Genomic DNA, 24,361 nt, shown 5'->3' on the forward strand with positions numbered 1-24,361 from the left:
GGCGTGAGGCGCCGCGTGAGGGGTGGAGTGGGGGATGGCGTGAGGCGCGGTGTGAGGAGCGGAGTGAGGGGCGGGGTGAGGGATGGCGTGAGCGGTGGCGTGGAGGAGGGCATGTGGGGTGAGGTGGAGGAGAGCGTGAGGGGCGGGGTGGAAGAGGGCGTGAGGGGTCGGGTGGGAAGCGGGGTCATCGGCGTCGCCTCTTGAGCTTGAGGGCGATCAGGGTCACCAGGCCGACCGTGGCGTAGACGATCAGGCTGAAACCGAGTGTGGGCGGGCCTCCGGGCATCCTCTGGCTCCTTGGGTGTGGGTGGTGGCGGTGCGATGTGGGTCTGAGGATGCTCTGCGGGGGTGGGGTGGCGAGGCGCCGAATGGGGTTCTGTGGATAAGGGGCGGGGCTGTCGGGGTTGTCCTGTGGATGAAGGGGAGGGGCGTGCTGCAAAGAAGAGGGCCGAAGGGGCACAGGGCGGCCCCCTCGGCCCTTGGTTGGAGGAGTGTCAGCGCAGGCCGTAGGCCCGGTCGATGGTCTGGGTGGTCGAGCCGCCGGCCCCGTCCCAGGCGGTGACGCGCAGCGACACGTACCCACTGGTCTGTGCGAGCACCGGATGGCTCACCTCCACCCTGAACAGGCCGTCACCGCGCTTCACCACCCGCGAGGCCGCGTTCCAGGTGCCTCCGTCGTTGACGGAGTACTCCACCTGCACCCGCTTCACGTCGGAAGCCCGCCGCACCCCCGAGTGGGATCCGGCCTGGAGGTCGAAGGTGAAGGGGCGGCCGGCTGCCGCTCGGTTGAGGAGGTCGAGCGGGAGGTCGTACGTGATCTGGATGGCCGGCTGGAACGCGCAGGACGTCCCGAACGTGCAGGTGTAGCCGCGAGGCGCGGTCCGGGACGGGGGTGCGGAGGTGAAGGAGGCGGTCGTGGTGACCTTGGGTGAGAGGGAGCGGCCAGTGACGTCTACCGTCTCCAGCCGGTACGGCGCCGTCCCGTCCGGAACGACGAACGAACGGGGGTAGCGGCCCTTGACGGGCACCTCCTGGCCGGCGACGAACAGGCGCGGGGTGGATCTGCCCACGCCCAGGTCGCTGTAGTGGCGCGGGTCTGAGTCGCGCCAGCCCTCAGCCGGTACGAACCGATCCCCGTCCCGGCACAACGTGCACGGCAGCTCCACCGGATGACCGGACGGCACGTCGGCGGCGCCCGGCACCAGCGGGGCCTTGAACCACTCCTCGGAGATCCGCCGGTCGCGGCGGCTGAAGCGGTCGGCGGAGTGCAGGTCCAGGCCGTTGTTCGAGATCGTGCGGGACCACAGCACGTCGTCGGAGGCCGGGCCGTAGTACTCGGTGCGGGTGGCGGGCATGGTGACCGGGCCGCCGTAGGTGAGGCGGCCGGGTTCCTCGCCGGTGGTGGTCTCGCCGAACTCCCAGCCGCTCTGGCCGGCGCTGTCCGCGTGGTAGGCGGCGTTGACCCGGACGAGGTCCTTCAGATCCACCCGGGTGGGGCGGGACGGGACCTTGCCGCGGGTGTCGAAGCGCAGGTGGTAGACCACGTCCGGCCCCGTGTACGGCTCCAGGCGGATGGAGAGCGGCCCCCGGGAGAGCGCGGCGCTGAGGGCGCGGCCCTCGGCGGCGGTCAGGCCGAGGCGGTGGAAGCCGCCGGCGGGCACGCGGGCCAGGCCGCCGTCCACGTCGAGGTAGGAGACGATGCCCGCGGCGCCGCCCAGGTACGCGCGCAGCGCCGCGTCGTCCATGGCGACGGAGGCCGTCACGTACGGCCGGTCGGCGCCCTCGACCGGGATCCCGGCCAGCACGAGCTTGCCCTTGACGTCGACGTTCTGGAAGTCCTCGGGCCGCCCCCTGCCCACCGACACGAGGGGCAGCGTGGTGGTCTCGGTGAGCTTCCGCATGGACTCCATGTCGTACGCAGGACGCAGCCGCAGCTCACCGGCCGTGACGGACGACAGGACCGGAGGCTCCAGGTTCCACTGCTGGGACAGGCGGACCTTGCCCGCCTTCACGGAGGAGACCGGCGTGACGTACACGTCGTGTCCGCCGCCGACCGCGCCTCCGTAGATCGAGACCGGCTGCGTGCGATCGTCGAACGTGCGCACGTAGTAGGCGTTGCCGCCGCCGTCCGCCGGCACGGGCAGGTCGGGTCTGAGCCGGACGGTGTCGCGGGCGTCCAGGGTGACCGTCTCGTCGCCGCCGAGTGTGACGGTCTTGATGACCCAGCTGTTACGGTTGGTCAGGCGGTTCTCCGGGAGGATGCCGATGACCTCGTAGTCGCCGGCGGGCAGGAAGAACTCGCCGGTGCCCGCCCAGTCGGTGCGCAGGTAGTAGTAGCCGTACGGGTTGAACGGGTCCTCGGGGCTGTTGCCTCGCTTGAGCGGGATCGCGTACACGATGGGCTCGGACTGGTAGCCGGGGACGAACTCCTTGGTCCCGTACGAGTTGACCAGCTGCACGCCGAGCCGGTGCGTGGCCGGGCCGGTGTAGTAGCTGAACGGAGTCACCACGCGCGTCTCACCGGCGGCGGCCGTCACCCAGCCGCCGTACGCGCCCACGGAGCCCACGCGCGGATCCACGGTGAGGTCCACGGTGGCGGTGCCGTTCGCGGGGACGGTGACGCTGCGGGACCCCAGCTCGATCGCGCCGTCGGGGGCGGCCTTGCCGCTCCAGCCGCGCGTGGTGAGGGAGACGTCCAGGGTGACGGGGGCGGCGCCGGTGTTGCGGTAGGTGACCTGGCGGGTCGCCGGGTCCTTGGCCAGCACGCGGAAGTCTACGGAGGAGGTGGCGAAGAGCGTCTGGGTGACGGCGCGGGCCACGTCCACGCGCCCGCTGCCCTGCTCGAACCAGGTGTGCGCGTCGTTGCGGACGGCGGTCGAGGTGAGCGCGTCACGCAGCTCGGACGCCCGCCACTCCGGGTGCTGCTGCGCCAGGATCGCCGCGGCCCCCGCCACGTGCGGCGTCGCCATCGAGGTGCCGCTGAACGTCGTGTGCAGGTCGTCGCCGGGGATGCCGGGCAGCGACGACTCGGCCGAGCGGGCGGCCACGATGTCGACGCCGGGGGCGACGAGGTTCGGCTTGACGGCGGCGTCGTCCAGGCGCGGGCCGCGGCTGGAGAAGCCGGCCAGCTCCGTGCCCGTCACCTTGTCCACGGCGCCGACGGCCAGCGCCTCGTCCGCCGCCGCGGGGACGCTGACGGTGAGCGGGTCGTACTCGTTGCCCGCCGCGGTCACGAACAGCGTCCCGTGCTTCCTGGTCAGCTCGTTCAGGGCCTGGCTCATCGGGTCGGTGCCGTTGCCGCAGCAGGTGCCGAGGCTCAGGTTCACCACGTCGGCGCCCTGCCCGGCGGCCCACTCCATGCCCGCGATGGCCCAGGACCAGTCGCCGTTGCCGCTGTCGTCGAGCACCTTGCCGACCAGCAGCGACGCCGCCGGGGCGACGCCCTTGTAGGTGCCGCCCGCGCCGGCGAGCGTGGCGGCGACGTGCGTGCCGTGCCCCTTCTTGTCGGCGATGCCGGCTGCGGTGGTGAAGTTCTGGGTGGCGAGGATGCGGCCGGTGAAGTCGGGGTGGTTGACGTCGATGCCGGTGTCGAGCACGGCGACCTTGACGCCCTTGCCGTCGAACCCGCGCTCCCAGCCCGCGGGCGCGCCGATGAGCGGCACGCTCTGGTCGAGGGACACGCGCGTCTTGCGGTCCAGCCAGATCTTGCCGGCGCTGCTCGCCGACCGGCTGTTGAGGCTCGCGTCGGTACGCAGCCCCGCCCAGAACGTTCCCGCCTGACCTACGGGAACGGTCATCGCGGCGCCGTTGACGCTGGGGAGCGGGCGCACGTTCTCGGTGGCGGGCAGCGGCTTGGCCGTCCTGGCCAGACCCGAGCCGGTGACCAGGAGGGGGATGGCGGTGGTGCGCTGGTCGCGGGCCAGGGTCTCGACGTCGAACAGCTCCTCGTCGAGCGTGCCCGCCGCGACCATCCCGGCGGCGTCGGACGGCATGACCAGGTAGCCGCCGTCCTGGCTGGGCAGTGTGGCGAACGTGACCTCTGCTCCGTCCGGCCTGGGGGCCGGTTTGATGGCGATGGAGGGGGTGCCGCCGTTCTTCTTGCTGGGGGCGTACTCGACGACGTCGCCCGTGATGAGGGTGAGGGTGGTGGCCTGCTGGGTCTCGGCCGCCGGTTCCGGGGGTGGGGCCGCCTGGGCCGGCGGCGGGGTGATGGCGGTGGCCGTGAGGGCGAGCGTCAGGCCGGATAAGGCCGTGGCCAGCCGGGAGGGTAAGGAGGTCACCTCGGGCCCTTTCGGTCGGGAGGAACGCCTATTTCGGGAGCGCTCCCAATTCTTCCGAGTGGGCTTATTTCCGGAACATGATCAAGCTAATCGCGGGAGCCGGGTTGATCGCTGATCCGGGGGGAAGCGGGTACGGGGGGTGGCGATCGGCGATCGGAGGGGTGATGACCGGAGTGATTCCCGACAGCGCGTTCGGTGCGCGGGTGCGTGAGCGGCTGGCGGAGGAGCGGGTGATCTGGCTGACCACCGTCGGCGCCGACGGCACGCCGCAGCCCAACCCCGTGTGGTTCCTGTGGGAGGGCGGGGACAGCCTGCTGATCTACAACCGGGCCAACGCGCGGCGGCTCGCCCATCTGCGCCGGGGGCCGCAGGTGTCGCTGCACTTCAACACCGATGCGGGTGGTGGGGACGTGGTGGTGTTCAAGGGGGAGGCGGAGATTCTCGAAGGGCATCTGCTGGCGGGTGGGGTGCCTGGGTATATCGGGAAATATCGGGATCGGATCGCTGGCTGGGGTGTGGAGAAGTTCGAGCAGGACTATCCGATCGCGATGCGGGTGCGGCTGGTGTCTTTGCGGGGGTTCTGAGCTCAGGAGGGGTGGGGGCGGGGCTCGCCCTTCGGTGGGGCTGTGGTGTTGGCGGCCGCTTCCGTCAGGGACTGCCACCAGCGTTCCCGGTGCGTGGCCCGGAGCAGGCGGTTGTGCAGCCCGTGCAGCGCCTTCGTGTTGTGCGTGTTCACGTGCAGCTCCTCCGCCTCCGCCAGATGCCGCAGCGGACGCCCGTGGCAGGTTGAACAACCACACGTCCCCTCGCGCAGCCGCTCCACCGGCACGAACTCCAGCCGCTCCACCACGAACGCGCTGCGCGCCCCGCCGCGCCGCCACCCGCCCCGCGCCTCGTGCGGCTCGGGGTAGAGGTGCCGCAGCACCTCGCGGACGCCGATCGCACCCCATGAGGCCCCGTACGCCATCGCGCCCAGCGCGGCGACCCCGGCGGAGAGCAGCGGTAGCGGGATCGGCGGGTACGGCGGCCCGTCCTCGACGACCAGCGCCACCGGCGAGCCGTAGTCGGCGACCGTGCGGAGCAGCGTGCCGAGATCGCCGCTCACCCAGCGTGCGTGCACGGGCAGGACGGCGATGGCGTCGTCCCACTGAAGGGATTGTTCGAGGATGGTGTGCAGGGCTTCGTGGTCCCCTTCGCCGATATAGCCGGAATCGGTGAGCGGGGCCGTCGCGCCCGCCTCCACCTGGTCCGCGATCCAGTCGGCCGACAGCCGCGCCGTGCCCCGTACCCGGGCGGACCCGGCGTAGCGGCGGCGGTCGGCGAGCAGCGGTCCTTCGTAGCCGGCGCGGCGCACCATGCGGACCGCGTCGTGGCCGGCCTGGCCGGTGAAGACCAGGCCGGAGCCGGGGTGCCCGGCCAGCGTCGCCGCGTCGTAGACGTCTCGGACGCTGACCTGGACCAGCAGGCGCTCGTGGAGGTCCATGGCGCGCGCATCCTGGGGCCGAGGGGAGTCTTATCCCGAAATATCCCCATAAATCGGGGATGGTCCCGCCTGAGGGGAACGGCCGTAGCGGCGGGACAGTTCGTCCGCCGTCGCCGCCAGCCGTTCCCGCAACGCGGCGGGCCCCAGCACCTCCACGTCCGTGCCCAGCCTGAGGAACTCCCCGACCGCGTGCTCGATCGACTCGATCGGCACCGTGACCCGCGTCCACCCCTCCTCGTCAGGCGGCTGCGCGCTCTGCCTGGCCGCCGCCACCACCCCGGGCGTCATGAGATCGGCCAGCCGCTCCACGCCGCGCGGCGACAATCGCACCACGGCCTCGCCCCATCGCAGCCTGGCCTCGAACTCCGCCAGGTGCCCCGCCCAGTAGGCCCCCAGGTCGAACCCCTCCGGCCGGACGAACCTCTCCGCGAGCGGCTGCAGGTCGAGGATCTGCGAGACGCGGTACGTGCGCACGTCGCGCCCCGCCCTGGCCACGAGGTACCACCGCCCCGCCTTGACGACCAGCCCGTACGGCTCCAGCCGCCGCTCCACCTCCTGCGGCTCCTTCCACCGCCGGTACCTGATCTGGATGCGTCGCTCGTTCCACACGGCGTCGGCCACGGCGGCCAGGTAGGTCGTCGGATCGGAGTCGCGGTACCAGGTGGGCGCGTCGAGCAGGAAGCGTTCCTGGATGCGGCCCGCGCGGTCGCGCAGCTCGACCGGGAGGGCGGCCATCAGCTTGAGCTGCGCCGCCGCCACCACGGTGCCCAGCCCCAGCTCGGCCGCAGGGCCGGGCAGCCCCGCCAGGAACAGGGACTCCGCCTCGTCCGCCGTCAGCCCGGTCAGCCGGGTGCGGTAGCCGTCGAGGAGCTGGTAGCCGCCCTTCGGGCCCGCGTCGCCGTAGAGCGGGATTCCGGCGCCGTGCAGGGACTCGACGTCGCGGTAGATCGTGCGTACCGAGACTTCCAGCCGCTCCGCCAGCTCCTGCGCGGTCATCCGGCCGCGCGTCTGCAGCAGCAGGAGGATGGAGACGAGACGGGAAGCACGCACATCACTGACACTACCTGTCAGTGACCCTCCCGTAGGTTCGCCGCATGAACGACTTCGACTTTCTCACCGGTCACTGGAACGTGGTCAACCGCCGCCTCGTCAAGCCGCTGTCCGGCAGCGACGAATGGGACGAGTTCCCCGGCCGGTCCGTCGCCACCCGGCACTTCGGGGGCGCGGCCAGCTTCGACGAGATCGAGTTCCCCACCAAGGGGTCCCATGGGCTGACGCTGCGGGTGTACGACCCGGAGACCCGGCAGTGGTCCATCTACTGGGCCAGCAGCGCCAGCGGGCGGCTCGACACCAGGCCGATGGTGGGCGCGTTCGAGGGGGAGAGGGGCGTCTTCTACGGCGAGGAGACGCACGAGGGCAGGCCGGTGCGCTGCCGGTTCCTCTGGACGAGAAGCGGCGCCGACGCCGCGCGCTGGGAGCAGGCGTTCTCCGAGGACGACGGGCGGACCTGGGAGACGAACTGGACGATGGACTTCAGCCGAGCGTGACCGCCGAGGCGGGACCGGCGGGGAGGGCCCGGGTCTCGGAGTTGGAGCGCAGCCAGAAGACCGCCGCCACCGCCACGGCCGCGATGAGCAGCACCAGGCCGCCGACCACGACCACCCACCACCAGCCGGACCGCACCGGCTTGGCCTCGTAGAGCGGCACGTCGGGCAGCATGTCGGGGGTGTACTCGAGCCGCCGCGTGCTGGGCGCGTCGGGCGGTCCCTGCTCGTCGGGCGGCGCGGGGTGGGGGTAGCGGTGCCGGATCGTCTGGTTGGGGTCGGGATCCTGCGGGCCGGGCTGCTCTCGCGTCATGGTCCCCTCGGACACGCTGCGGATTATCGGGATACGTCAACATTGTCACACTTACCCGGGCTGCCCCGTCCAGCTTCCATGACAGCAGTACTTGTCACGGGCGGCAGCGGGCGCCTCGGCCGCGCCGTCGTGCAGAAGCTGGTCGAGGCCGGATACGACGTGCGCGCGACCAGTCGTACGGCGCGGCCCGCGAGCGGCGGCGTGCGGTGGGCGGTCGCGGACCTGACCACCGGGAGCGGCGTGGCGGAGGCGGTGTCGGGGGTGGACGTCGTCCTGCACCTCGCCTCGGCGCCCTATCGGGGCCGCTACACGCGCAAGGTGGAGCTGGACGGCACGTCGGCGCTGCTCGAGGCCGCCCGGGAGGCCGGGGTGCGGCATCTGGTCTACGTCTCGATCGTCGGCGTGGACCGGGTGCCGTGGGGCTACTTCCGTACGAAACTGCGGGCCGAGCGCCTCGTCCGGGACGGCCGGGTGCCGTGGACGATCGTCCGGGCCACACAGTTCCACGAGTTCGTGGAGCTGGGGCTGCGGAGCATGGCCAAGCTCGGCGTGGTGGTCGCCGATCCGGGCGTCACCATGCAGACGGTGGACGTGCGGGACGTGGCCGAGCACCTGGTGGCGGTCGCCGGGCGCGGGCCGTCGGGAAAGGTGGAGGAGTACGGCGGGCCAGGAGTGCTGGCGATGGACGAGGCGGCGCGGAGCTGGCTGCGGGCCAGGGGGCTGCGCAGGCCGGTGCTGCGCCTGCGCCTGCCCGGCGGGTTCGGCCGGGCCGCCCGCGCCGGTCATCTCACCACGAAGGCCCAGCCCGCCGGGAAGATCACCTGGGACGCGTATCTGCGCCGGTCTCAGCCCTGACCCTGGCCGTAGGGCGGCTGCCAACCGGGAGGCTGCTGAGGCCCAGGCTGCCCCGGCTGCCCAGGTTGGGGTCCCGGCTGCCACTCCGGCTGACCAGGCTGGCCCGGCTGAGGTCCGGGCTGCCACTCGGGCTGCCCCGGCTGGCCAGGCTGGGGGCCGGGCTGAGGGCCGGGCTGAGGTCCGGGCTGCCACTCGGGCTGCCCCGGCTGGCCAGGCTGGGGGCCGGGCTGAGGGCCGGGCTGAGGTCCGGGCTGCCACTCGGGCTGGCCAGGCTGTCCGGGCTGCCAGCCAGGCTGTCCCGGCTGGGGCCCGGCCTGCCATTCGGGCTGCCCCTGCCACGCCCCCTGGCCGACCGGCTGCTGCGGCTTCCTGGGGATGACCACCGCCCAGACCAGCAACGCGAGCCCGACCGCCTGCAGAATCATCGCGAACGCGTTGAGGACGGCGAAGACCGGCTCAGCAGTCAAAGGCCCGAGCGACTCGAACAGGGCCTGCGCGAAGAGGGCCAGCCCACCGCTGGCCAGCCCCGCCAGCAGCAGCACGACGCACCCCACCATGCCCACCACCGAGGCGCGGCCGTGCTCCTTCCTGCGTGCCGCCATGAGCGCGGCTCCGCCCAGCAGCACGACGAACGTCACGATCAAATTGAGGACGTTGAGGATGGTGGAAAGCATCAATCAGCTCCAGGGGCTCGGGTGAGTGACTCGACGACGCTACGCGGACTCACGAAGTTCTTCCACCGCGCGAGTGATCGAATCGAGATCGTGGCCGCCCTCGTACCGCACCCCGTTCAGGAACAGTGACGGCGTGCCGCGCACGCCGCTGTCGCGGCCGGACTCCTCGTCCACGCCGATCCTGGCGACGTGGCGGGCCACGTCCGACCAGGGTTCGACGTCGAGTTCGGCGGCGTAGTGCTCCAGGTCGGCGTCGGTGAGGAAGCGCTGGTTGTCGTAGAGGATGTCGTGCATCTCCCAGAATTTGCCCCGGTCGGCGGCGGCCTCGGCGACGGTCGCGGCGGCGGCGGCGCGCGGGTGCAGGGTGCGCAGCGGGTAGTGGCGGAAGACCAGCCGCACGTCGGGGTTCTTCCTGAGGATCTCCTCCAGGATGGGGTGCAGCCGCCCGCAGTAGGGGCATTCGAAGTCGCCGTACTCGACGATCGTGATGCGGGCGTCGGCGGGGCCGCGTACGTGGTCGCCGGGGCCGACGGGGACGGCCAGCGTGGTGGGCAGGTCCTCGGCGGGCTCGGCGTCGGGCGGCGCGCACACCCCGCCCCGGTCCCACGCCATGCGGAAGATCAGCCAGCCCAGCGCGGCCGACAGCAGCGAGCCCGCCAGGATGCCGATCTTGGCCTGGTCGTGCAGGGCGGGGTCCTCGAAGGCCAGCTCCACGATGAACAGCGCCACCGTGAACCCGATGCCCGACACGGCGGCCCCGCCCAGCAACTGCCCCCACACCAGGTTGCCGGGCAGCACGCCCCAGCCCAGCCGCAGCGGCAGCCAGGTGCCCAGCGAGATCCCGATGAACTTGCCGAGCAGCAGCCCCAGCGCCACGCCGATGGCGACCGGTGAGGTGGCGGCGGCCCGCAGGGTCTCCCCGTCGAGCCGGACACCCGCGTTGGCCAGGGCGAAGACGGGCACGATGACGTAGCTGCTCCACGGGTGCAGCCGCAGTTGCAGGCGCTCGTTCACGGAGACGGCCCGCTGGACGCGCAGCGCGGCCTGCCGGGCGGCGCGGGCGCTGGGCTCGCTGGTGAACTCCTGCACGGCCTCCCCGGCGAGCAGCAGCTTGTGGTCGGTGGGCGCGTACACGAAGACGAGGATCCCGAGCGCGATGCCGACCAGCGTCGGGTGGATGCCGCTCTCCAGCGTGGCCACCCACAGCGCGAACCCCAGCACGATGTACGCGGGCGCCCGCCAGATCTTCAGCCATCGCAGCGTCATGATGGCCGCCAGCAGCACCACGGCGGTGACCAGGGCGGTCACGGACAGGTTCTCGGTGTAGAAGAGCGCGATGATGATGATGGCGAGGACGTCGTCCACGATGGCCAGCGTCAGCAGGAACGCGCGCAGCGGGTCGGGGCAGCGCGCGCCCACGATGGCGAGCAGGCCCAGCACGAAGGCGGTGTCGGTGGCGATCGGCACGCCCCAGCCGCCCGCGCCGGGGCCGCCGTAGTTGAGCAGCAAGTAGACGCCGGCCGGCACGAGCATGCCGCCGAACGCGGCGACGGCAGGCACGGCGATCAGGCGGCGGTCCCTGAGCTGCCCGAGCCGCACCTCGTAGGAGACCTCCAGGCCGATGAGGAAGAAGAAGACGGTCATCAGCCCGTCGTTGACCCAGTGGCGCAGGTCCAGCGAGAACTGGGCGTCGCCGAAGGAGATGCCCATCGAGGTGTGCCAGAACGCCTCGTAGGTGTCGCCCCACGGCGAGTTCGCCCAGATCAGGGCCAGCGCGGTGGCGACGAGCAGCACGCTGGTGCCGCCTGCCTCTGTCCTCAGGAACGCGCGCAACATCGTAGATCTCCCCCCGGAGATCTGATCCTAGATGCGTCGCGGGAGTGCGTTCCCGCCGCACCCTGGCTAGAGGAACAGGCGCGCGGCGGCGTCCCTGGCCAGGAGGAACCCGACGATCGCCATCCCCCAGCTCAGCATCGACGACGAGTGCTTGACCAGCCAGGCCCGCAGCCGCTCCAGCTTGGGCTCCAGCCGCGCGCCCGCCGCCGCGCGCACGCCCATGAGCGCCAGCGCCGGCAGGATCATGATCAGCACGTACGCCGCCAGCAACGGCACCCACTGGCCCGCAGCCAGGCCGGAGGTCGTCATCATGCCGACCGCGGCCAGGTACGGCACCATGGTGGCCACTTCGAGCGTCCCGGCGGCCAGGCCCACCAGCACCATCGTGCGCGGCCCGCCCATCCGGGGCTCGAAGGTGCGCTCGGGCAGGTTCCGCTTGGCGCGCCACTTGGGGTCGAAGCGCCAGCTCAGCGCGAACAGCCCCACGCCGAGGACGAGCTGCGCGATGAGCGCGGCCCGGCTGTTGAGCGCGTCGCCGAAGGTGTCCATGGCCGTGGAGAGCCCGAGCATCAGCGCCACGCCCACCAGGAAGTAGAAGACCGTCACGGTGGCGAGATAGACGAACAGCCGGGAGGTCCGCGACCGGTCCAGGCCGAGCATCAGGTAGACGGGGATGCCGAGGGTGCCGAAGCTCGTGCTGTCGAGCACCGCCAGCCCCGCGAGAGCGAGCAGCAACGCGATGGTCATGCGGACATCATGCTGATCGCGGGCCGGTGCCCGCCTCCTCCGGCGGGTCGAACCGGATGTACATCCTTCTGCTCACGAGGCCGAGGGAGCGGCTCAGCGCCGGCGCCCTCGGCCTCGCGGGCTGTTACAGGTTGCGCAGGTAGGCCAGGGACGGCGCGAAGAAGTACTCGCCGCCCTTCATGGTGACGGTCTGGGCGACCTGGGCCTGCGGGTCGGACTTCCCGGGCTTGCCCCACGCCTTGGGGAAGGTGACCTTGAGGTCGCGCTCACCCTGCCCGATGACGGGGTCGTGCCCGGTCGCCTCGACCTCGAAGTCCGCGTTGTTCGCCCAGCTCTGCTGGGTGAACTCGAACTGGTCGAGCAGGCTGCCGTTGAACGCCATGAACAGCAGCCCGACCTCACCGCTCGGCCGGTTCTCCGGCGGTGAGTCGTCCCACGGCTGGTCGGCGCGCTCGCCGTAGGTCTGGCCGCGCCTGGCCATGAGCACGTTGCGCCCGAACGAGCGCGGGTTGGTCTTCCTGACGTGCCCGGAGAACGGGCACTTGGAGCCGTCGTCGCCGTCGAAGGTGAAGTCGTTGGCCACCGGCCCGCCGCCGGCCTTGGGCTTGAGCGTCAGGGGAGTGCCGTCCTTGAAGCGGCCGACGAGCATCGCGCCCGCCCGCTCCCGGTCCACCCCGCTCAGGCCCAGGCTGTCGGCCAGGTCCCGCTCGATCTCCTTGAACGCCCGCACGTTCTGCTCCAGTTTCCTGAACACCAGGTAGCTGCCGTGGTGGCGGACGGGGTTCGGCGCGAACGGGTCGGGCACCAGGACGTTGCCCAGCGGGAACGCCGGGTCCCAGAGCTTCCTCGGCTCCCTGTCCACCTCGTCCTTCAGGAACAGCGGCTGGCTGCGGCCGTCCACGTAGCCGAAGTGCTCGATGCCGTCGCCGGCCGGGTTGCGCATGCCCTGCCCCCGCTCCTCGCCGAGCAGCCGGGCGCTCTGCGGCAGCTCGCCCACGATCTCCTCGCGCAGGCTCTCCACCGGCTCCGCCTCCGCGTCGCCGATGAGGATGACGGCGTGGATCTCGCGCTGGTAGACGCGCTCCCACTCCTCCACCGCGGGGTCGTTCACCTGGGCGACCCGCCGCTTCATGCCGTCGCGGAAGACCGGGTCGGCGAACTTGCGCACGTCCTCCACCGAGTGGCCGAGGTCGCGGTAGCCGGCCTTGCTGATGCCGATGCCGACGTACGGGGTTCCGCGGCGGCGGCCGGCGGCGAAGTCCCGCACCTCCTGCAGATGCTTGCGTGCCGACTTCATCTTCGTGGTCGCGACCCAGCGCAGGAACCGCCTGCCCTCGGCCACGTCGTTGAACCGGACGAACAGCACGGACAGGTGCTCGCGGACGTGCGCCCGCAGGATGTTCGGCTGCAGGTTGTCGAGCATGCCCTTGGTGTCCGCGTCGAGCGTGGCCGAGTCCCAGGCCAGAGGTAGTTCGTTGTTCAGGTCGACAGGCATTGCCGTGTCCCTTCCCCGTTTCCGATGAAATCGGGCCCCCTGAGCGCGCCACGGCGACCTCGCCCCCCGGCGATCCCCCGTCTTCCGACGCGCCCCATGGGTAGGACTCGCGAGTACGCGAGAAAGTTTCCTGAAAAGGGACAGGCTGTATTTCCCGATCAGTTCACGATTTCCCGATCAGCTCACGGTGAGGGACGTCCGCGCCAGGTTGCCGTTCTTGCAGCGGACGGTCACGGCGTAGGTGCCGGGCTTGGCCGCCTTGAGGCTGGGCGACCAGGCGACCGTGGGCGTGCCGGGCGCGGTGCGGGCCGGGCTGAACGCGCCGGAGGTGACGTCGCGCACCTGGGAGCCGCCGCAGACCGCCGTCACCTTCACCGTCGCGCCCGCCGCGGCGGTGGCGGGGGAGACGCCGGCGCCCGCGTTGATCGCGGCCAGAGTGGCGGTTCCGTCCGAGGGGGGCTGGGTGGCCGTGGTGGTGGGCTTGGGCGTGCTCGTGGTCGGGGTGGGCTTCGGGGTCGCGGTCGGCGTGCCGGTCGGGGTCGGCGCGGGGGACGGGTTGCTCTGCCCGAAGACCACGTCCGAGCAGGAGTAGAACGCCTCGGGGCTGTCGCCGCGCTGCCAGATCGCGTAGATCAGGTGGCGGCCCTGACGGGACGGCAGCTTGGCGGTCATCGTGTAGTAGCCGTCGGCCACCGTCGGGTTCGTCACCGTGTGGAAGGGCGCGGACTCCAGGTCCGACCACTTCAGCGGCTTGGCCGGGTCGTAGCTCTCCTTGGTGATGTACAGCTCGAAGGCGCCCTTGTGCGGGGCGGTCGCCCGGTACTTGAAGGTGTGGGTGGCGCCGCTCGTCATGGTCGTCGCCGGCCAGTCGGCGCGGGCCTGGTCGAAGCCGCGGTACTTGTCGCGGCCCGCGCTGCACAGCTTGCCGTCGGGGATGATCTCGCGGTGCCTGCCGGCGGCGTCGGCGATGTTGACCTCGTTCCAGTCGTACAGGGGCTGGGTGCCGCCGGTCGCCACCGCCTGCTTGCACGCGGCCGACTTGGGGCTCTCCGGGCCCTCGCTGTAGCAGACCATCGTGCGGCTGGGCGGGTTGCTCATGGTGCCGTGGGCGGAGGCGGTGCCCGGGGCGACGGCGAGCACGAGCAGCGTGGGGGCGGTCAGGGTGGCGGCGATGACGGCCTTGCGGTTGATCTGCATGCGCACCACCTTGGAGCACCGGAAACGCCGAAATATGGCGGTTAAGTGTCCTTTAAGGCTGGCTTAGACACCTTTTCAAGCCGCAACCACACCTGCACCTGAGCACCGCCCAGCGACGAGCGATCCAGCCGCAGCGACCCGCCGGTCGACTCGGCCAGCCGCCGCGCGATGTCCAGCCCGAGCCCGGTGGACCCGCTCCCGCTGGCGCCCCGCTCCAGCGCCGCCTCCGGGTCGGGGATCCCGGGCCCCGCGTCGGCGACCAGGATGCCGACCACGTCGCGACCCTCGTGCAGCGTGACGCTGAACGCCGTCCCCTCCGCCGTGTGCCGGAACACGTTCCCGAGCAGTGCGTCCACCACCGCCGTCAGCTCACCGGCCGGGACGGGCGCCCGCACCGGCAGCGTGGCACCGACGAGCTGCCACGGCCGCCCCTGGTCCTCCGCCAGCGCCGACCAGAACGCCAGCCGCTCGCGCAGCACCTGCGCCGCGTCGCACGAGCGGGCCGCCCGCGCCGGGCGCCGGGCCGCCGAGATGATCGTGGTCACCTCGCTCTCCAGCCTGGCCAGGGCCTGCCTGCTGGGCTCCGCCTGCGGGCCGAGCTGGTCGAGGCTGAGCCGCAGCGCGGTCAGCGGCGTGCGCAGGCGGTGCGAGAGGTCGGCGGCCAGCTCCCGCTCCGCCGCCAGGAGGTGGGTGACGCGGCCGGCCATCGTGTTGAACGCGTTGGCCGCCGCCTTCAGCTCGGGCGGGCCGTCGGGGTGGATGCGCTCGCTCAGGTCGCCGGAGCCGAGCGCGGTGGCCGCCGTGCCGAGGCGGCGCGCCGCCCGTACGACGCGGGCCCCGAGCCGGTCGCCGACCAGCACCGAGCCGAGCACCAGCACCACGGCCACGCCTGTCAGCACCGCCCAGGAGGCCGGCACGCCCCGGTTGAGGTCGTCGGCGGGCACGAACACCTCGATCACCGCGCCCCGGTCGCCGTCCAGCGCGACGGGGCGCAGCAGCACGTACCCGCCGTCCAGCTCGACCGTGCTCGCCCTGGTCTGCGCGGCGGCTCCGGCCACCTGCGCGGCCGGCGCGCGTGACGTGCCGACCGTCGCGCCGCCCTTGACGTGCACGGCCAGCAGGCCGCGCCGCCCCGCCTCGGTACGCGCCATCGCGAGCCCGAGATCGTCGCTCGCCGTGGTCAGCGCCAGCACCGGCACCAGCGCCGCAGCCTGCCGCTCGGCGCCCGCGACCGCCCTGCTCTGCGCGGTCTCCCTGACGATCAACCCCAGCGGCACCAGGAAGGCCAGCGCCACCATCGAGGTGACGGCGACCATCAGGACCGCGAGCGTCCTCCTCATCGCGGTGCTGACATTGGGGGTGCTGACAACATGAACCCGACGCCGCGTACGGTGTGCAGGTAGCGGGGCCTGGAGGCGCTCTCGCCCAGCTTGCGGCGCAGCCACGACAGGTGCACGTCGATCGTCTGGTCGTCGCCGTAGGCGAGCTGCCAGACCTCCGCCAGCAGCTCCTTGCGGGTGACCACCCGGTCGGCGCGGGCGGCCAGGTAGGCCAGCAGGTCGAACTCGCGCCTGGTCAGCGCGAGCGGCCCGCCGTCGAGCACGGCCTCGCGCCGGTCCACGTCCACGAACAGGCCGCCGACCTCGATGGTGTGCGGCGCGGGCGCGGACCTGGCCCGGCGCAGCACCGCGTCCAGGCGGGCGCTGAGATGGTCGCCGGAGAACGGCTTGACCAGGTAGTCGTCGGCGCCCGCGCGCAGCAGCCTGACGATCTCGGCCTCGTCGTCGCGGGCGGTGGCCACGATGACCGGCACGTCGGAGATGCCGCGCACCATGCGCAGCGCCTCGGATCCGTCCAGGTCGGGCAGGCCCAGATCGAGGATGACGGCGTCGGGAGGGGACTGCGAGATCTCCCTGAGCGCGTCCAGGGCGCATCCGGCGCTGCGGACGGCGTGCCGGCGCCGGCCCAGCTCGTGGATGATCGCCGATCTGACGAATTCATCGTCTTCGACTACGAGAACCGTCGCCATGGGGCACCACCGTACATAATGCCTCTCATGCGTCGAGCCCTGAGATATGCGGCGATCTGGTGCGGTGCCACCGTGGTCGCGGTGTCGGTCTCGTGGTTCGGCGTGCGGGGGGTGCTGCGCAACGAGTTCGTGGACGACGTGGACGTGGAGCCGTTCCTCGCGCAGACGATCGCGGCCGACGAGCGGCCCGCCACGCGCCCGCCTGCCGTACGTCCGGATGCCACCCGCCCGCCTGCCACCCGCCCGCCTGCCACGCGCCCGCCTGCCACGCGCCCGCCTGCCACACGTCCGGATGCCACGCGTCCAGAGGCGACGCCCGCCGCGTCCGTCACGCGCGAGGCGCCGGAGCGGAGCCGCACCCCGGCGCCCACCGCGACACGGCCGGCGACCCCCGCGCCCTCCGCGCCCTCCGCGACGCTCAAGGTGGTGAAGGCGAAGGGCGGCGAGGTGGCGTTCACGCTCGGCCCGGCGGGCTGCCGCCTGGTCTCGGCCACCCCGGTCAGCGGCTACACCGCCAAGATCGCCCGAGCCGACGGCTGGATCCGGGTGGACCTGGTGAAGGGCGAGCACGGCACCGCCGTGTTCTGCATCGGACACGAGCAGCGCACCGACACGTGGGAGTACTGATGAGGAGCCGAGGCTGGAGCCGGTCGAGCGGCACCCGCGACACGCTGCTGAGCGCGGCCCGCGACGTCTTCCTGGCCAAGGGGTACGCCGACGCGACGGTCGCCGACATCGTGGAGACGTCCGGGATCAGCGTCGGCAGCCTGTACCACCACTTCGGCGGCAAGCCCGGCCTGTTCCTGGCGTTGTGGGAGCAGTTCATGCGCGGGCAGGAGGAGCGCACCTCACGGGCGGCCAAGGCGGTCAAGGGCGCGGCGGGGTCGGAGAAGTTCCTGGCCGGAGCGCGGGCGTACCTGGAGGGCTCGTGGGAGCAGCGCGAGGTGGCCAGGCTGTTCCTGGAGAGCGACGGGCCGGTGGAGTTCACCACGCTGCGCAGGCAGCGCGGCTGGAACTGGATCGGCGGCAACAAGCGCCTGCTCGGCCTGGACGACTCGCGGGAGAGCCAGGTGCTGGTGGTGCTGCTCACCACCATGATGGGCGAGGCGGGCCGCGAGGTGGCCGCGTGCGAGTCCGACCGCGACGCGACGGTCACCATCGACGAGACCATCCGGCTGGTGAGGCGGCTGCTGCCTACGCCCGAAGGCGTAGCGGAGCCGACTCCCTGAAGACGACTCCGGTCGTGCCGTGACGTGGCAGCGTGGACGCATGGACGCACTCCGGAGGTCGCTGGGCTGGCTGTCGCTGCTCTACGCGCTGGTCTTCGCCACGTTCGCGCTGCTGCACGCCGGAGTCGAGCTGGGGCCTGTGTGGCAGCCGGTGATCGTGCCCGCCGCGATCGTGGAGACCCTGTGCTGCGTGGTGCTGGTCGGCGGCGGCTGCGGCGCGCTGGCCCGGCGGCCCTGGGCCTGGGACGGGCTGATCTACACGCACGCGGCGGCGCTCGGCGGGGTGCTGCTGGGGATGCTGGCGCTGGCCTTCGGCGCGGAGGCGGCGCCCGACGAGGGGAACGCGCTGCTCACCGCGTATCACGGCATCATGGCGCTCGCGCTGGCCGCCGGGCTGAGCGGCGCCTTCTACGTCTCCAGGGTGCGTCGCTAGCTCTGGCCGGCTACGTCTCCAGAGTGCGCAGGTGATCGGCGGCCTCGGGCAGTTGCTCCTCGCTGAACACCCGGATCCCGTTCCGCTCCAGCAGCGCCGTCGTCACGCCCTGCCCGGGTGCCCTGCGCCCCTGGAAGCTGCCGTCGTAGATCGCGAGGGCCCCGCACGAGGGGCTGCCCTCCTTCAGCACCGCCATCCGGATGCCGTGCGAGCGCGCCACGGCCAGCGCCTCGCGCGCGCCCGCCAGGAACTCGGCCGTCACGTCGGACCCGTCCGTCGCCACCACGCGGGCGTCCCCGGCCAGGACGGCCGCCCCGCCCGCGCCGCCCTCGATCTCGGCGGCGAGCCTCGGCACCGGCAGCCCGCCCTCCACCTCGGGGCAGAACGGCACCAGCCGCCCCTCCTCGCGCCACCCGGCGAGCCAGGCGGCCGAGCTGGTCTTCGCGCCGCCGTCGTAGCGCACCTTGCGGCCCATCAGGCAGGCGCTGACGAGGATCTTCTCCACGTACCCGATCCTATGAGCGCGATCGGCAGCAGCGAGACCCCGGCCAGCCCGGCCGCCGCCCAGAACGCGGGCGTGAACGGCTCCGCCGCGCCCGCCCTGGTGAACACCTGCAGCAGCACGGTCAGCAGCGCCACCCCGAACGGCGCGGCGAGCCGCAGCACGATCGTGCTCAGCGTCGTCGCCGCAGGGACGGCGGACGGCTCCAGCGTCGTGTACGCGGCCGCCATCACCGACGTCGCCACCAGCCCGTGGCCGAGCCCGAGCGTGAACATCGGCACGTACCCGCCGCCGGTCAGCAGGAACGCCACGATGCTCGCCACCACCAGCACCACCCCCGCCGCCGCGACGCCGCGCGGCCCCCTGCTGTCGGTGAGCCTGCCGGCCAGCGGCATCGTGAGGGCGGCACCGATCCCCAGCGGGGCCAGCAGCAGGCCCGCCTCCAGCGCGCCGCCGCCCTCGGCGAGCTGGCTGTGCAGCGGGACGAGCACGGTGAAGCCGAGCATCGCGGCCGAGTAGCACGCCAGGGCGAGCACCGCCGCGGCGAACGTGCGGTCGCGGAACAGCCGCAGGTCCACCAGCGACGTGACGCGCAGCGACCGCACGGCGAAGACGGCCACCAGGGCCGCGCCGATCCACGAGGCCGGGTGCAGGAGCGAGGCGCCGTTCCCCACCTCGGTCAGGCCGTAGATCAGGGCGACCAGGCCGGGAGACAGCAGGGCCAGGCCGAGCACGTCCAGACGCTGCCCCGCGCCGATCCCGCGCCCCGCGCCGTTCGCGGGCTCCTCGTCGTGCGCGTGCAGCGAGCCGCTCCCGCGCGGCAGCAGCAGGAGCGCGGCCAGCAGCGCCACCGCGCAGACCGGCACGTTCACCAGGAACAGCCACCGCCAGCCGGGGCCCTGCACGATCAGCCCGCCGAGCGGCGGCCCGAGCACGGGCACCAGCATGGCGGGCACCGAGATGAGGCTCATCGCCCGCCCCAGCCGCTCCTTGCCCGCCGCCTGCGCCAGCATCACCTGCCCGACCGGCTGGAGCAGGCCCCCGCCCAGCCCCTGCACGGCGCGGAAGACGGCCAGGCTGCCCAGCGACCAGGCGGCGGCGCAGAGCGCGGAGCCGGCGATGAAGAGCACGAGCGAGACGAGCCAGACGGCCCGCACCCCGAACCGGCCGACGGCCCAGCCGGTGACCGGCACCGTCATGGACATCGCCAGCAGGTACGAGGTAGCCGCCCACTGGACGTCGGCGAGCGAGGTGTGGAACTCGGCGGCCAGGGTGCCGAGCGCGACGTTGACGATCGTGGTGTCGAGCATCGTCATGACGACCCCGAGCAGGACCACCAGGCCGGTGGACCGGAGGGACGTTCGTACGGCGTATCGCATATCGTACACCGTAACACTTTCGTACGCTGTCTAGAATCGGTGCCGTGACATCGATCTGGTCGAGACCCACCCCGCCCCGCCGCCCCGTGCTGAGCAGGGAGGCGATCGTGGCCGCGGCCATCGCCGTGGCCGACGCCGAAGGGCTGGACGCCGTCTCGATCAGGCGCGTGGCCACCGAGCTGGACGCCCGCGCCATGACGCTGTACTCCTACATCGAGCGCAAGGAGGACCTCCTCGCGCTGATGGCCGACGAGATCGCCGCAGAGGCGGTGGCCGAGGAGCCGCTGCCCGCCGACTGGCGCGAGGCGCTGACGCTGCTCGCCCGGCGGGAGCTGGAGCTGGTGCGGCGGCACCCGTGGCGGGTGGACCTGATCTCGCACCGGGTGGCCGTCGGGCCCAACGGGCTGCGGCACGTGGAGCAGAAGCTGTCGGCCTTCGACGGCCTCGGCGTCGACCGGCTGACGGCGTGGCGGTTCCTGGCGGTGTTCAACGACTACATGACCGGGTTCGTGGTCAGGCAGGCCGTGGAGCGCCGCGCGCCCAGGGAGCGGGGGATCGGCGAGGCCGAGCGGGCCGCGCTGGCGGAGCCGTACATCAAGGAGCTGATCGACGGCGGCGAGTTCCCCCGCCTGGCGCCGATGATCGAGCAGGGCGTGCAGGGGGCCGACGACAACTTCGAGCGCGGGCTCACCTGGGTGCTGGACGGGATGGAGGGCTCCCTCAGGGGCGGCGGCGCCGGGCGATAGCCTTACCCCCGATGAACACCGTCGTCTCCACCGTCGTCATCTCCGGCTCCCTGCTGCTGATGCTGATGAGCCTGATCACCGCGATCCGCGACCGGCCGATGGGCATGGTGCTGCTGGTCGGGTTCGCCCTGCTGGAGGTGGCCGTGCTGGTGCAGGCGGGGTTCGTCATAGCGGCGGTGGCCGGTGGCGAGGGGCCCGCCGACAAGGTGACGCTGTTCGGCTACGTCGGCGGCGAGGTGCTGATCCCGCCCGCGGGCGTGTTCCTGGCGCTGGCCGAGCGGAGCAGGTGGGGGCCGGCGATCCTCACCGTGGCCGGGTTCGCCATCGCGGTGATGACGGCCAGGCTGCTGCAGATCTGGCAGGGCACGGCGTGACCACCGCCATCGGCGCCGGGCCAGGCCGGGCGCTGATCGCCGTCTACGGACTGTTCTCGCTGGCCGCCGGGTCGCGGGCGGCCGTGCAGATCGCCACCAGGTTCGGTGAGGCGCCGCTGGCGTACTCGCTGTCGGCGTTCGCGGCGGCGGTCTACATCCTGCTCACGGTCGCGCTCTGGCGCGGCGCGCGCCGCCTCGCGCTGGTCGCGCTCGGCATCGAGCTGGCCGGAGTGCTGATCATCGGCACGCTCAGCCTGCTCGACCAGGCCGCCTTCCCCGACGAGACCGTGTGGTCCGCCTACGGCAAGGGCTACCTGTTCATCCCGCTCGTGCTGCCCCTCGTGGGCCTGTTCTGGCTGCGGCGCAGGCGTTAACGCCCGGCGTGCCTGGGCAGTGACACACCCCATGAGCACGATCGAACATTCCGAAGACGTCAGGGTCCCCGTACGGGTGGCCTACAACCAATGGACACAGTTCGAGAGCTTCCCCGAGTTCATGGAGGGCGTGGAGTCGGTCAAGCAGCTCAGTGACACGCGGACGGCCTGGGTGGCGGAGATCGCCGGTGTCAGGCGCGAGTTCGAGGCGGAGATCACCGAGCAGCACCCCGACGAGCGCATCGCCTGGCGCAGTGTCGACAAGCCGCACCAGGCCGGGGTGGTGACCTTCCACCGGATCGACGAGGACACGACCAGGGTCACGCTCCAGATGGAGTACGACCCGGAGGGGTTCCTCGAGATCGCGGGTGACAAGCTGCAGATCGTCCGCATGCGCGTCGTCGGCGACGTCAAGCGCTTCAAGTCCTTCATCGAGTCGCGCGGCGGCGAGACCGGCGGCTGGCGCGGCGACGTGCCGGGGCCGCACCAGCGCGAGCACGAGCACGGCTCCACGTACGGCGGCGCCGGGAGCGTTCCGCCGGGCACGGTGGGCGGCGACTATCCGCCCGCCGGTGGTGACTACCCGCCCGCCGGTGGCGGGGGCCAGTCGCCGGGCGGCACGCTGCCGCCTCCTGGGCCGGTGCCTCCGGGTTCGCCTGGTTCGGTGCCGCCCGGTTCGCCGCCTCCTCCCGTCCTCTGAGGTCCGCGAGACCCCCGGAGACCCGTCTCCGGGGGTTTCGTCATGTCTGGGGCACGCCGCCAGGAATAAATGCATATTTCGGTCCTGTTAAGGTGTCATTCGTCCCATGATTTGATGAGTGGAGGACACTTCCCGCCATGAGCGTGCTCGCCCAAGAGTCCCGAGGCAGAACCACCCCGCTGGCCTGGCTCCTCGTGCTGGGAATCGTCCTCGCCGCACTGAACCTGCGCACCGGCGTCACCAGCGTCGGCCCCCTGCTCGACCAGCTCGCCGCCGGGCTCGGCATGTCGAGCGTCGGCACCGGGCTGCTGACCACCCTGCCCGTCCTCGCCTTCGCCAGCGTCGGCGCGATCACCCCGACGCTGGCCAGGCGGATCGGCGAGCACCGGCTGCTGCTGCTCGCCCTCGTCACCCTCGGCGTCGGGCTGCTGGTCAGGTCGCTGGTCGGGTCGGCCCCGGTGTTCCTGCTGAGCAGCGCCGTCGCGCTGTCCGGCGGCGCCGTCGGCAACGTGCTCATCCCGACGCTGATCAAGCGTCACTTCCCGGCCCGCACCGGGCTCATGACCACCGTCTACACCACGGCGCTGGCCGCCGGCACCATGCTGGCCGCCGCCGCGACCGTGCCGATCGAGCGCGCCTCGGGGGACTGGCACATCGCGCTCGGCGTGTGGGCGGCCCTGGCCGCCGTCGCCGCCATTCCGTGGCTTGCGCTGCTGCGCAGTGAGCCGGAGCGGACCATCGGCGGCCGGGACGAGGGCCTGCGCGGCCTGCTGAAGAGCAAGCTCGCCTGGATGATCGCGGTCTACTTCGGCACCCAGTCGATGATCGCGTACATCATGTTCGGCTGGCTCGCCACCATCCTCACCGACAGCGGCTACAGCACCTCGGAGGCCGGGCTGATCCTCGGCGTGTTCACCGCGCTGAACATCCCCGTCTCCATCGCCGTGCCCATGATCGCCTCGCGGTTCCGCGACCAGCGGCCCACCGTGGTCGGGCTCGTCGTGTTCTACGTGATCGGCTTCCTCGGGCTGTGGTTCGCGCCGCCGTCCACCGCGATGGTCTGGGTCGTGTTCATCGCCGTGGGGATGGGGTCGTTCCCGCTGGCGCTGATGATGCTGGCGCTGCGCACCCGCACGCCGGAGACCACGGCCGCGCTGTCGGCCTTCGGGCAGAGCGCCGGCTACCTCATCTCGGGCGCGGGCCCGCTGCTGGTCGGCGTGCTGCGCGAGGCCACCGGCGGGTGGGCGGTGCCGTACACGCTGATCTTCGTGGTGCTCGCCGCGCAGCTCCTGACCGGCCTGTACGCGGGCCGCAACCGTTACCTGGAGGACGAGAGAATGGCCGGGTGAACTCCACTCTCGTCACCTTCCCCAGCGGCCGCACCCGTGGCCGCTCCACGATCGTCGAGGCCGTGCCGTCGGGGGAGCGGCACGGCCTCGTCGTGTCCGAGACGCCGTTCCACCCTCTCGACCACACCTGGCCCGACCAGCCCGCCGACCGGGGCACGATCGGCGGCCTGCCGGTCCTCGACTGCGTGACAGGAGCCCGGTCGGCCACCGGCGAGATCTTCCTCGGCGCGGACATCCCGGCCAGGCGCGGCGCGGACGGCTGGGACTGGCTGGTGGTGCACGTCACCGGGACGCCGCTGCCCACGGGCACGGAAGTGGACCTCGAGGTGGACGCCGACTGGCGTGCGGCGCTCTCCGCCGGGCACACCGCCTGCCACCTGGCCGCGCTCGCGCTCAACGCCGCCCTGGCCGGCCGGTGGCGCAAGGAGACGCGGCCCGACTCGCTCGGCAGCCCCGACTTCGACCAGGCCGCCATCACCTCCTCCCGCATCACCCCGAACGGCAGCGTGGACGTCTACCGCCTGGGCAAGTCGCTGCGCAAGAAGGGCTTCTCCGCCGACGACCTGGACCCGGAGAAGATCGCCCGCGAGGTCAACGACCGGCTGGCCGCCTGGGTGGCCGCCGACGCCCCCGTCCGGGTGGAGGTGCCGGACGCCGGGCTGACGGCCCGCCGCACCTGGCACTGCTCGCTGCCGGACGGCGAGGCGTCCATCCCGTGCGGCGGCACCCACGTGAGCAGCAGCGGAGAGCTGGGCGCCGTCGAGGTCGCGCTGTCGCTCGACGACGCCACGCTCACCATGCGCACCGGCCGCGCCGGCTGAG

General features: G+C 72.3%; 26 protein-coding genes. 13 read left to right on the forward strand and 13 right to left on the reverse strand.

The window, feature by feature from the left end:
* The coding region (locus ABD331_RS55285; RefSeq protein WP_344494660.1) for a hypothetical protein at nt 1-204 on the forward strand (204 nt) is incomplete at its 5' end.
* A gap of 290 nt (nt 205-494) precedes the next feature.
* On the opposite strand, the gene ABD331_RS55290 is transcribed toward ABD331_RS55285, so the two are convergent.
* Nucleotides 495-4,280, reverse strand: a complete 3,786-nt coding sequence (locus ABD331_RS55290; RefSeq protein WP_344494662.1) for a S8 family serine peptidase — start codon at nt 4,278-4,280, stop codon at nt 495-497.
* Nucleotides 4,281-4,444: 164 nt separating this feature from the next.
* Between ABD331_RS55290 and ABD331_RS55295 the strand changes: the two genes are divergently transcribed.
* Entirely contained in the window at nt 4,445-4,864 is a 420-nt protein-coding gene (locus ABD331_RS55295; protein ID WP_344494664.1) for a TIGR03667 family PPOX class F420-dependent oxidoreductase, read from the forward strand.
* A gap of 2 nt (nt 4,865-4,866) precedes the next feature.
* On the opposite strand, the gene ABD331_RS55300 is transcribed toward ABD331_RS55295, so the two are convergent.
* Together ABD331_RS55300 and ABD331_RS55305 are read right to left on the reverse strand one after the other, a co-directional pair.
* Nucleotides 4,867-5,763, reverse strand: a complete 897-nt coding sequence (locus tag ABD331_RS55300; RefSeq protein ID WP_344494666.1) for a hypothetical protein — start codon at nt 5,761-5,763, stop codon at nt 4,867-4,869.
* A gap of 30 nt (nt 5,764-5,793) precedes the next feature.
* Nucleotides 5,794-6,813: a helix-turn-helix transcriptional regulator gene (locus ABD331_RS55305; protein ID WP_344494668.1), complete on the reverse strand. Its 1,020-nt coding sequence runs from the start codon at nt 6,811-6,813 to the stop codon at nt 5,794-5,796.
* A gap of 44 nt (nt 6,814-6,857) precedes the next feature.
* Between ABD331_RS55305 and ABD331_RS55310 the strand changes: the two genes are divergently transcribed.
* Nucleotides 6,858-7,310, forward strand: coding sequence for a hypothetical protein (locus ABD331_RS55310; RefSeq protein WP_344494670.1), 453 nt, complete (start codon nt 6,858-6,860; stop codon nt 7,308-7,310).
* Here ABD331_RS55310 and ABD331_RS55315 read toward each other — a convergent pair.
* Entirely contained in the window at nt 7,297-7,635 is a 339-nt protein-coding gene (locus ABD331_RS55315) for a hypothetical protein (protein WP_344494672.1), read from the reverse strand. The two genes, ABD331_RS55310 and ABD331_RS55315, sit on opposite strands and share 14 nt — an antisense overlap.
* Before the next feature lie 63 nt (nt 7,636-7,698).
* Between ABD331_RS55315 and ABD331_RS55320 the strand changes: the two genes are divergently transcribed.
* On the forward strand, nt 7,699-8,475 hold the full coding sequence (locus ABD331_RS55320; protein WP_344494674.1) for an SDR family oxidoreductase: 777 nt from the start codon (nt 7,699-7,701) through the stop codon (nt 8,473-8,475).
* On the opposite strand, the gene ABD331_RS55325 is transcribed toward ABD331_RS55320, so the two are convergent.
* From ABD331_RS55325 to ABD331_RS55355, 7 genes are all read right to left on the reverse strand, one after another.
* Entirely contained in the window at nt 8,466-9,149 is a 684-nt protein-coding gene (locus tag ABD331_RS55325) for a hypothetical protein (protein ID WP_344494676.1), read from the reverse strand. The two genes, ABD331_RS55320 and ABD331_RS55325, sit on opposite strands and share 10 nt — an antisense overlap.
* 39 nt (nt 9,150-9,188) lie before the next feature.
* On the reverse strand, nt 9,189-10,985 hold the full coding sequence (gene nhaA, locus ABD331_RS55330; protein WP_344494678.1) for a Na+/H+ antiporter NhaA: 1,797 nt from the start codon (nt 10,983-10,985) through the stop codon (nt 9,189-9,191).
* Nucleotides 10,986-11,051: 66 nt separating this feature from the next.
* Nucleotides 11,052-11,732, reverse strand: a complete 681-nt coding sequence (locus ABD331_RS55335; protein WP_344494680.1) for a GAP family protein — start codon at nt 11,730-11,732, stop codon at nt 11,052-11,054.
* Nucleotides 11,733-11,856: 124 nt separating this feature from the next.
* Nucleotides 11,857-13,227, reverse strand: a complete 1,371-nt coding sequence (locus ABD331_RS55340; protein WP_344494682.1) for a Dyp-type peroxidase — start codon at nt 13,225-13,227, stop codon at nt 11,857-11,859.
* Between the two features lie 177 nt (nt 13,228-13,404).
* Nucleotides 13,405-14,424: a lytic polysaccharide monooxygenase auxiliary activity family 9 protein gene (locus ABD331_RS55345; protein WP_344494684.1), complete on the reverse strand. Its 1,020-nt coding sequence runs from the start codon at nt 14,422-14,424 to the stop codon at nt 13,405-13,407.
* Nucleotides 14,425-14,465: 41 nt separating this feature from the next.
* A complete protein-coding gene (locus ABD331_RS55350) occupies nt 14,466-15,764 on the reverse strand; it encodes a sensor histidine kinase (protein ID WP_344494686.1) in 1,299 nt (432 codons plus the stop codon).
* Entirely contained in the window at nt 15,761-16,453 is a 693-nt protein-coding gene (locus tag ABD331_RS55355; RefSeq protein ID WP_344494688.1) for a response regulator transcription factor, read from the reverse strand. Before ABD331_RS55355 ends, ABD331_RS55350 begins: the two co-directional genes overlap by 4 nt.
* Before the next feature lie 27 nt (nt 16,454-16,480).
* Between ABD331_RS55355 and ABD331_RS55360 the strand changes: the two genes are divergently transcribed.
* The 3 genes from ABD331_RS55360 to ABD331_RS55370 are packed head-to-tail and all read left to right on the forward strand — an operon-like array spanning nt 16,481 to nt 18,115.
* Nucleotides 16,481-17,080, forward strand: a complete 600-nt coding sequence (locus tag ABD331_RS55360) for a hypothetical protein (RefSeq protein WP_344494690.1) — start codon at nt 16,481-16,483, stop codon at nt 17,078-17,080.
* A complete protein-coding gene (locus ABD331_RS55365) occupies nt 17,080-17,682 on the forward strand; it encodes a TetR/AcrR family transcriptional regulator (protein ID WP_344494692.1) in 603 nt (200 codons plus the stop codon). Before ABD331_RS55360 ends, ABD331_RS55365 begins: the two co-directional genes overlap by 1 nt.
* A 40-nt stretch (nt 17,683-17,722) precedes the next feature.
* A complete protein-coding gene (locus ABD331_RS55370; RefSeq protein WP_344494694.1) occupies nt 17,723-18,115 on the forward strand; it encodes a hypothetical protein in 393 nt (130 codons plus the stop codon).
* A 10-nt stretch (nt 18,116-18,125) separates the two neighbouring features.
* Here the strand turns inward: ABD331_RS55370 and ABD331_RS55375 are convergent, their stop codons facing one another.
* Both ABD331_RS55375 and ABD331_RS55380 read right to left on the reverse strand, forming a co-directional pair.
* On the reverse strand, nt 18,126-18,620 hold the full coding sequence (locus ABD331_RS55375; protein ID WP_344494696.1) for a 2-thiouracil desulfurase family protein: 495 nt from the start codon (nt 18,618-18,620) through the stop codon (nt 18,126-18,128).
* The gene (locus ABD331_RS55380; RefSeq protein WP_344494698.1) at nt 18,590-19,996 is read right to left on the reverse strand and encodes a DHA2 family efflux MFS transporter permease subunit; all 1,407 of its coding nucleotides are present in this window, start codon (nt 19,994-19,996) and stop codon (nt 18,590-18,592) included. Before ABD331_RS55380 ends, ABD331_RS55375 begins: the two co-directional genes overlap by 31 nt.
* Before the next feature lie 44 nt (nt 19,997-20,040).
* Between ABD331_RS55380 and ABD331_RS55385 the strand changes: the two genes are divergently transcribed.
* The 6 genes from ABD331_RS55385 to ABD331_RS55410 all read left to right on the forward strand — a co-directional run bounded on the left by ABD331_RS55385 (nt 20,041) and on the right by ABD331_RS55410 (nt 24,360).
* Nucleotides 20,041-20,742 carry a TetR/AcrR family transcriptional regulator C-terminal domain-containing protein gene (locus ABD331_RS55385; protein ID WP_344494700.1) on the forward strand — a complete coding sequence of 234 codons (702 nt, stop codon included), beginning with the start codon at nt 20,041-20,043 and terminating at the stop codon, nt 20,740-20,742.
* An 11-nt stretch (nt 20,743-20,753) separates the two neighbouring features.
* Nucleotides 20,754-21,116, forward strand: a complete 363-nt coding sequence (locus ABD331_RS55390; protein WP_344494702.1) for a hypothetical protein — start codon at nt 20,754-20,756, stop codon at nt 21,114-21,116.
* The gene (locus ABD331_RS55395; RefSeq protein WP_344494704.1) at nt 21,113-21,490 is read left to right on the forward strand and encodes a hypothetical protein; all 378 of its coding nucleotides are present in this window, start codon (nt 21,113-21,115) and stop codon (nt 21,488-21,490) included. Before ABD331_RS55390 ends, ABD331_RS55395 begins: the two co-directional genes overlap by 4 nt.
* A gap of 31 nt (nt 21,491-21,521) precedes the next feature.
* Complete coding sequence (locus ABD331_RS55400) at nt 21,522-22,190, forward strand: SRPBCC family protein (protein WP_344494706.1); 669 nt, start codon at nt 21,522-21,524, stop codon at nt 22,188-22,190.
* A gap of 137 nt (nt 22,191-22,327) precedes the next feature.
* Nucleotides 22,328-23,539, forward strand: a complete 1,212-nt coding sequence (locus tag ABD331_RS55405) for a CynX/NimT family MFS transporter (RefSeq protein ID WP_344494708.1) — start codon at nt 22,328-22,330, stop codon at nt 23,537-23,539.
* Entirely contained in the window at nt 23,536-24,360 is an 825-nt protein-coding gene (locus ABD331_RS55410) for an alanyl-tRNA editing protein (RefSeq protein WP_344494710.1), read from the forward strand. The genes ABD331_RS55405 and ABD331_RS55410 overlap by 4 nt, the downstream gene beginning before the upstream one ends.
* Nucleotide 24,361: the final 1 nt, after the last annotated feature.

The organism is Nonomuraea monospora, assembly GCF_039531895.1.
Classification (GTDB): Bacteria; Actinomycetota; Actinomycetes; order Streptosporangiales; family Streptosporangiaceae; genus Nonomuraea; species Nonomuraea monospora.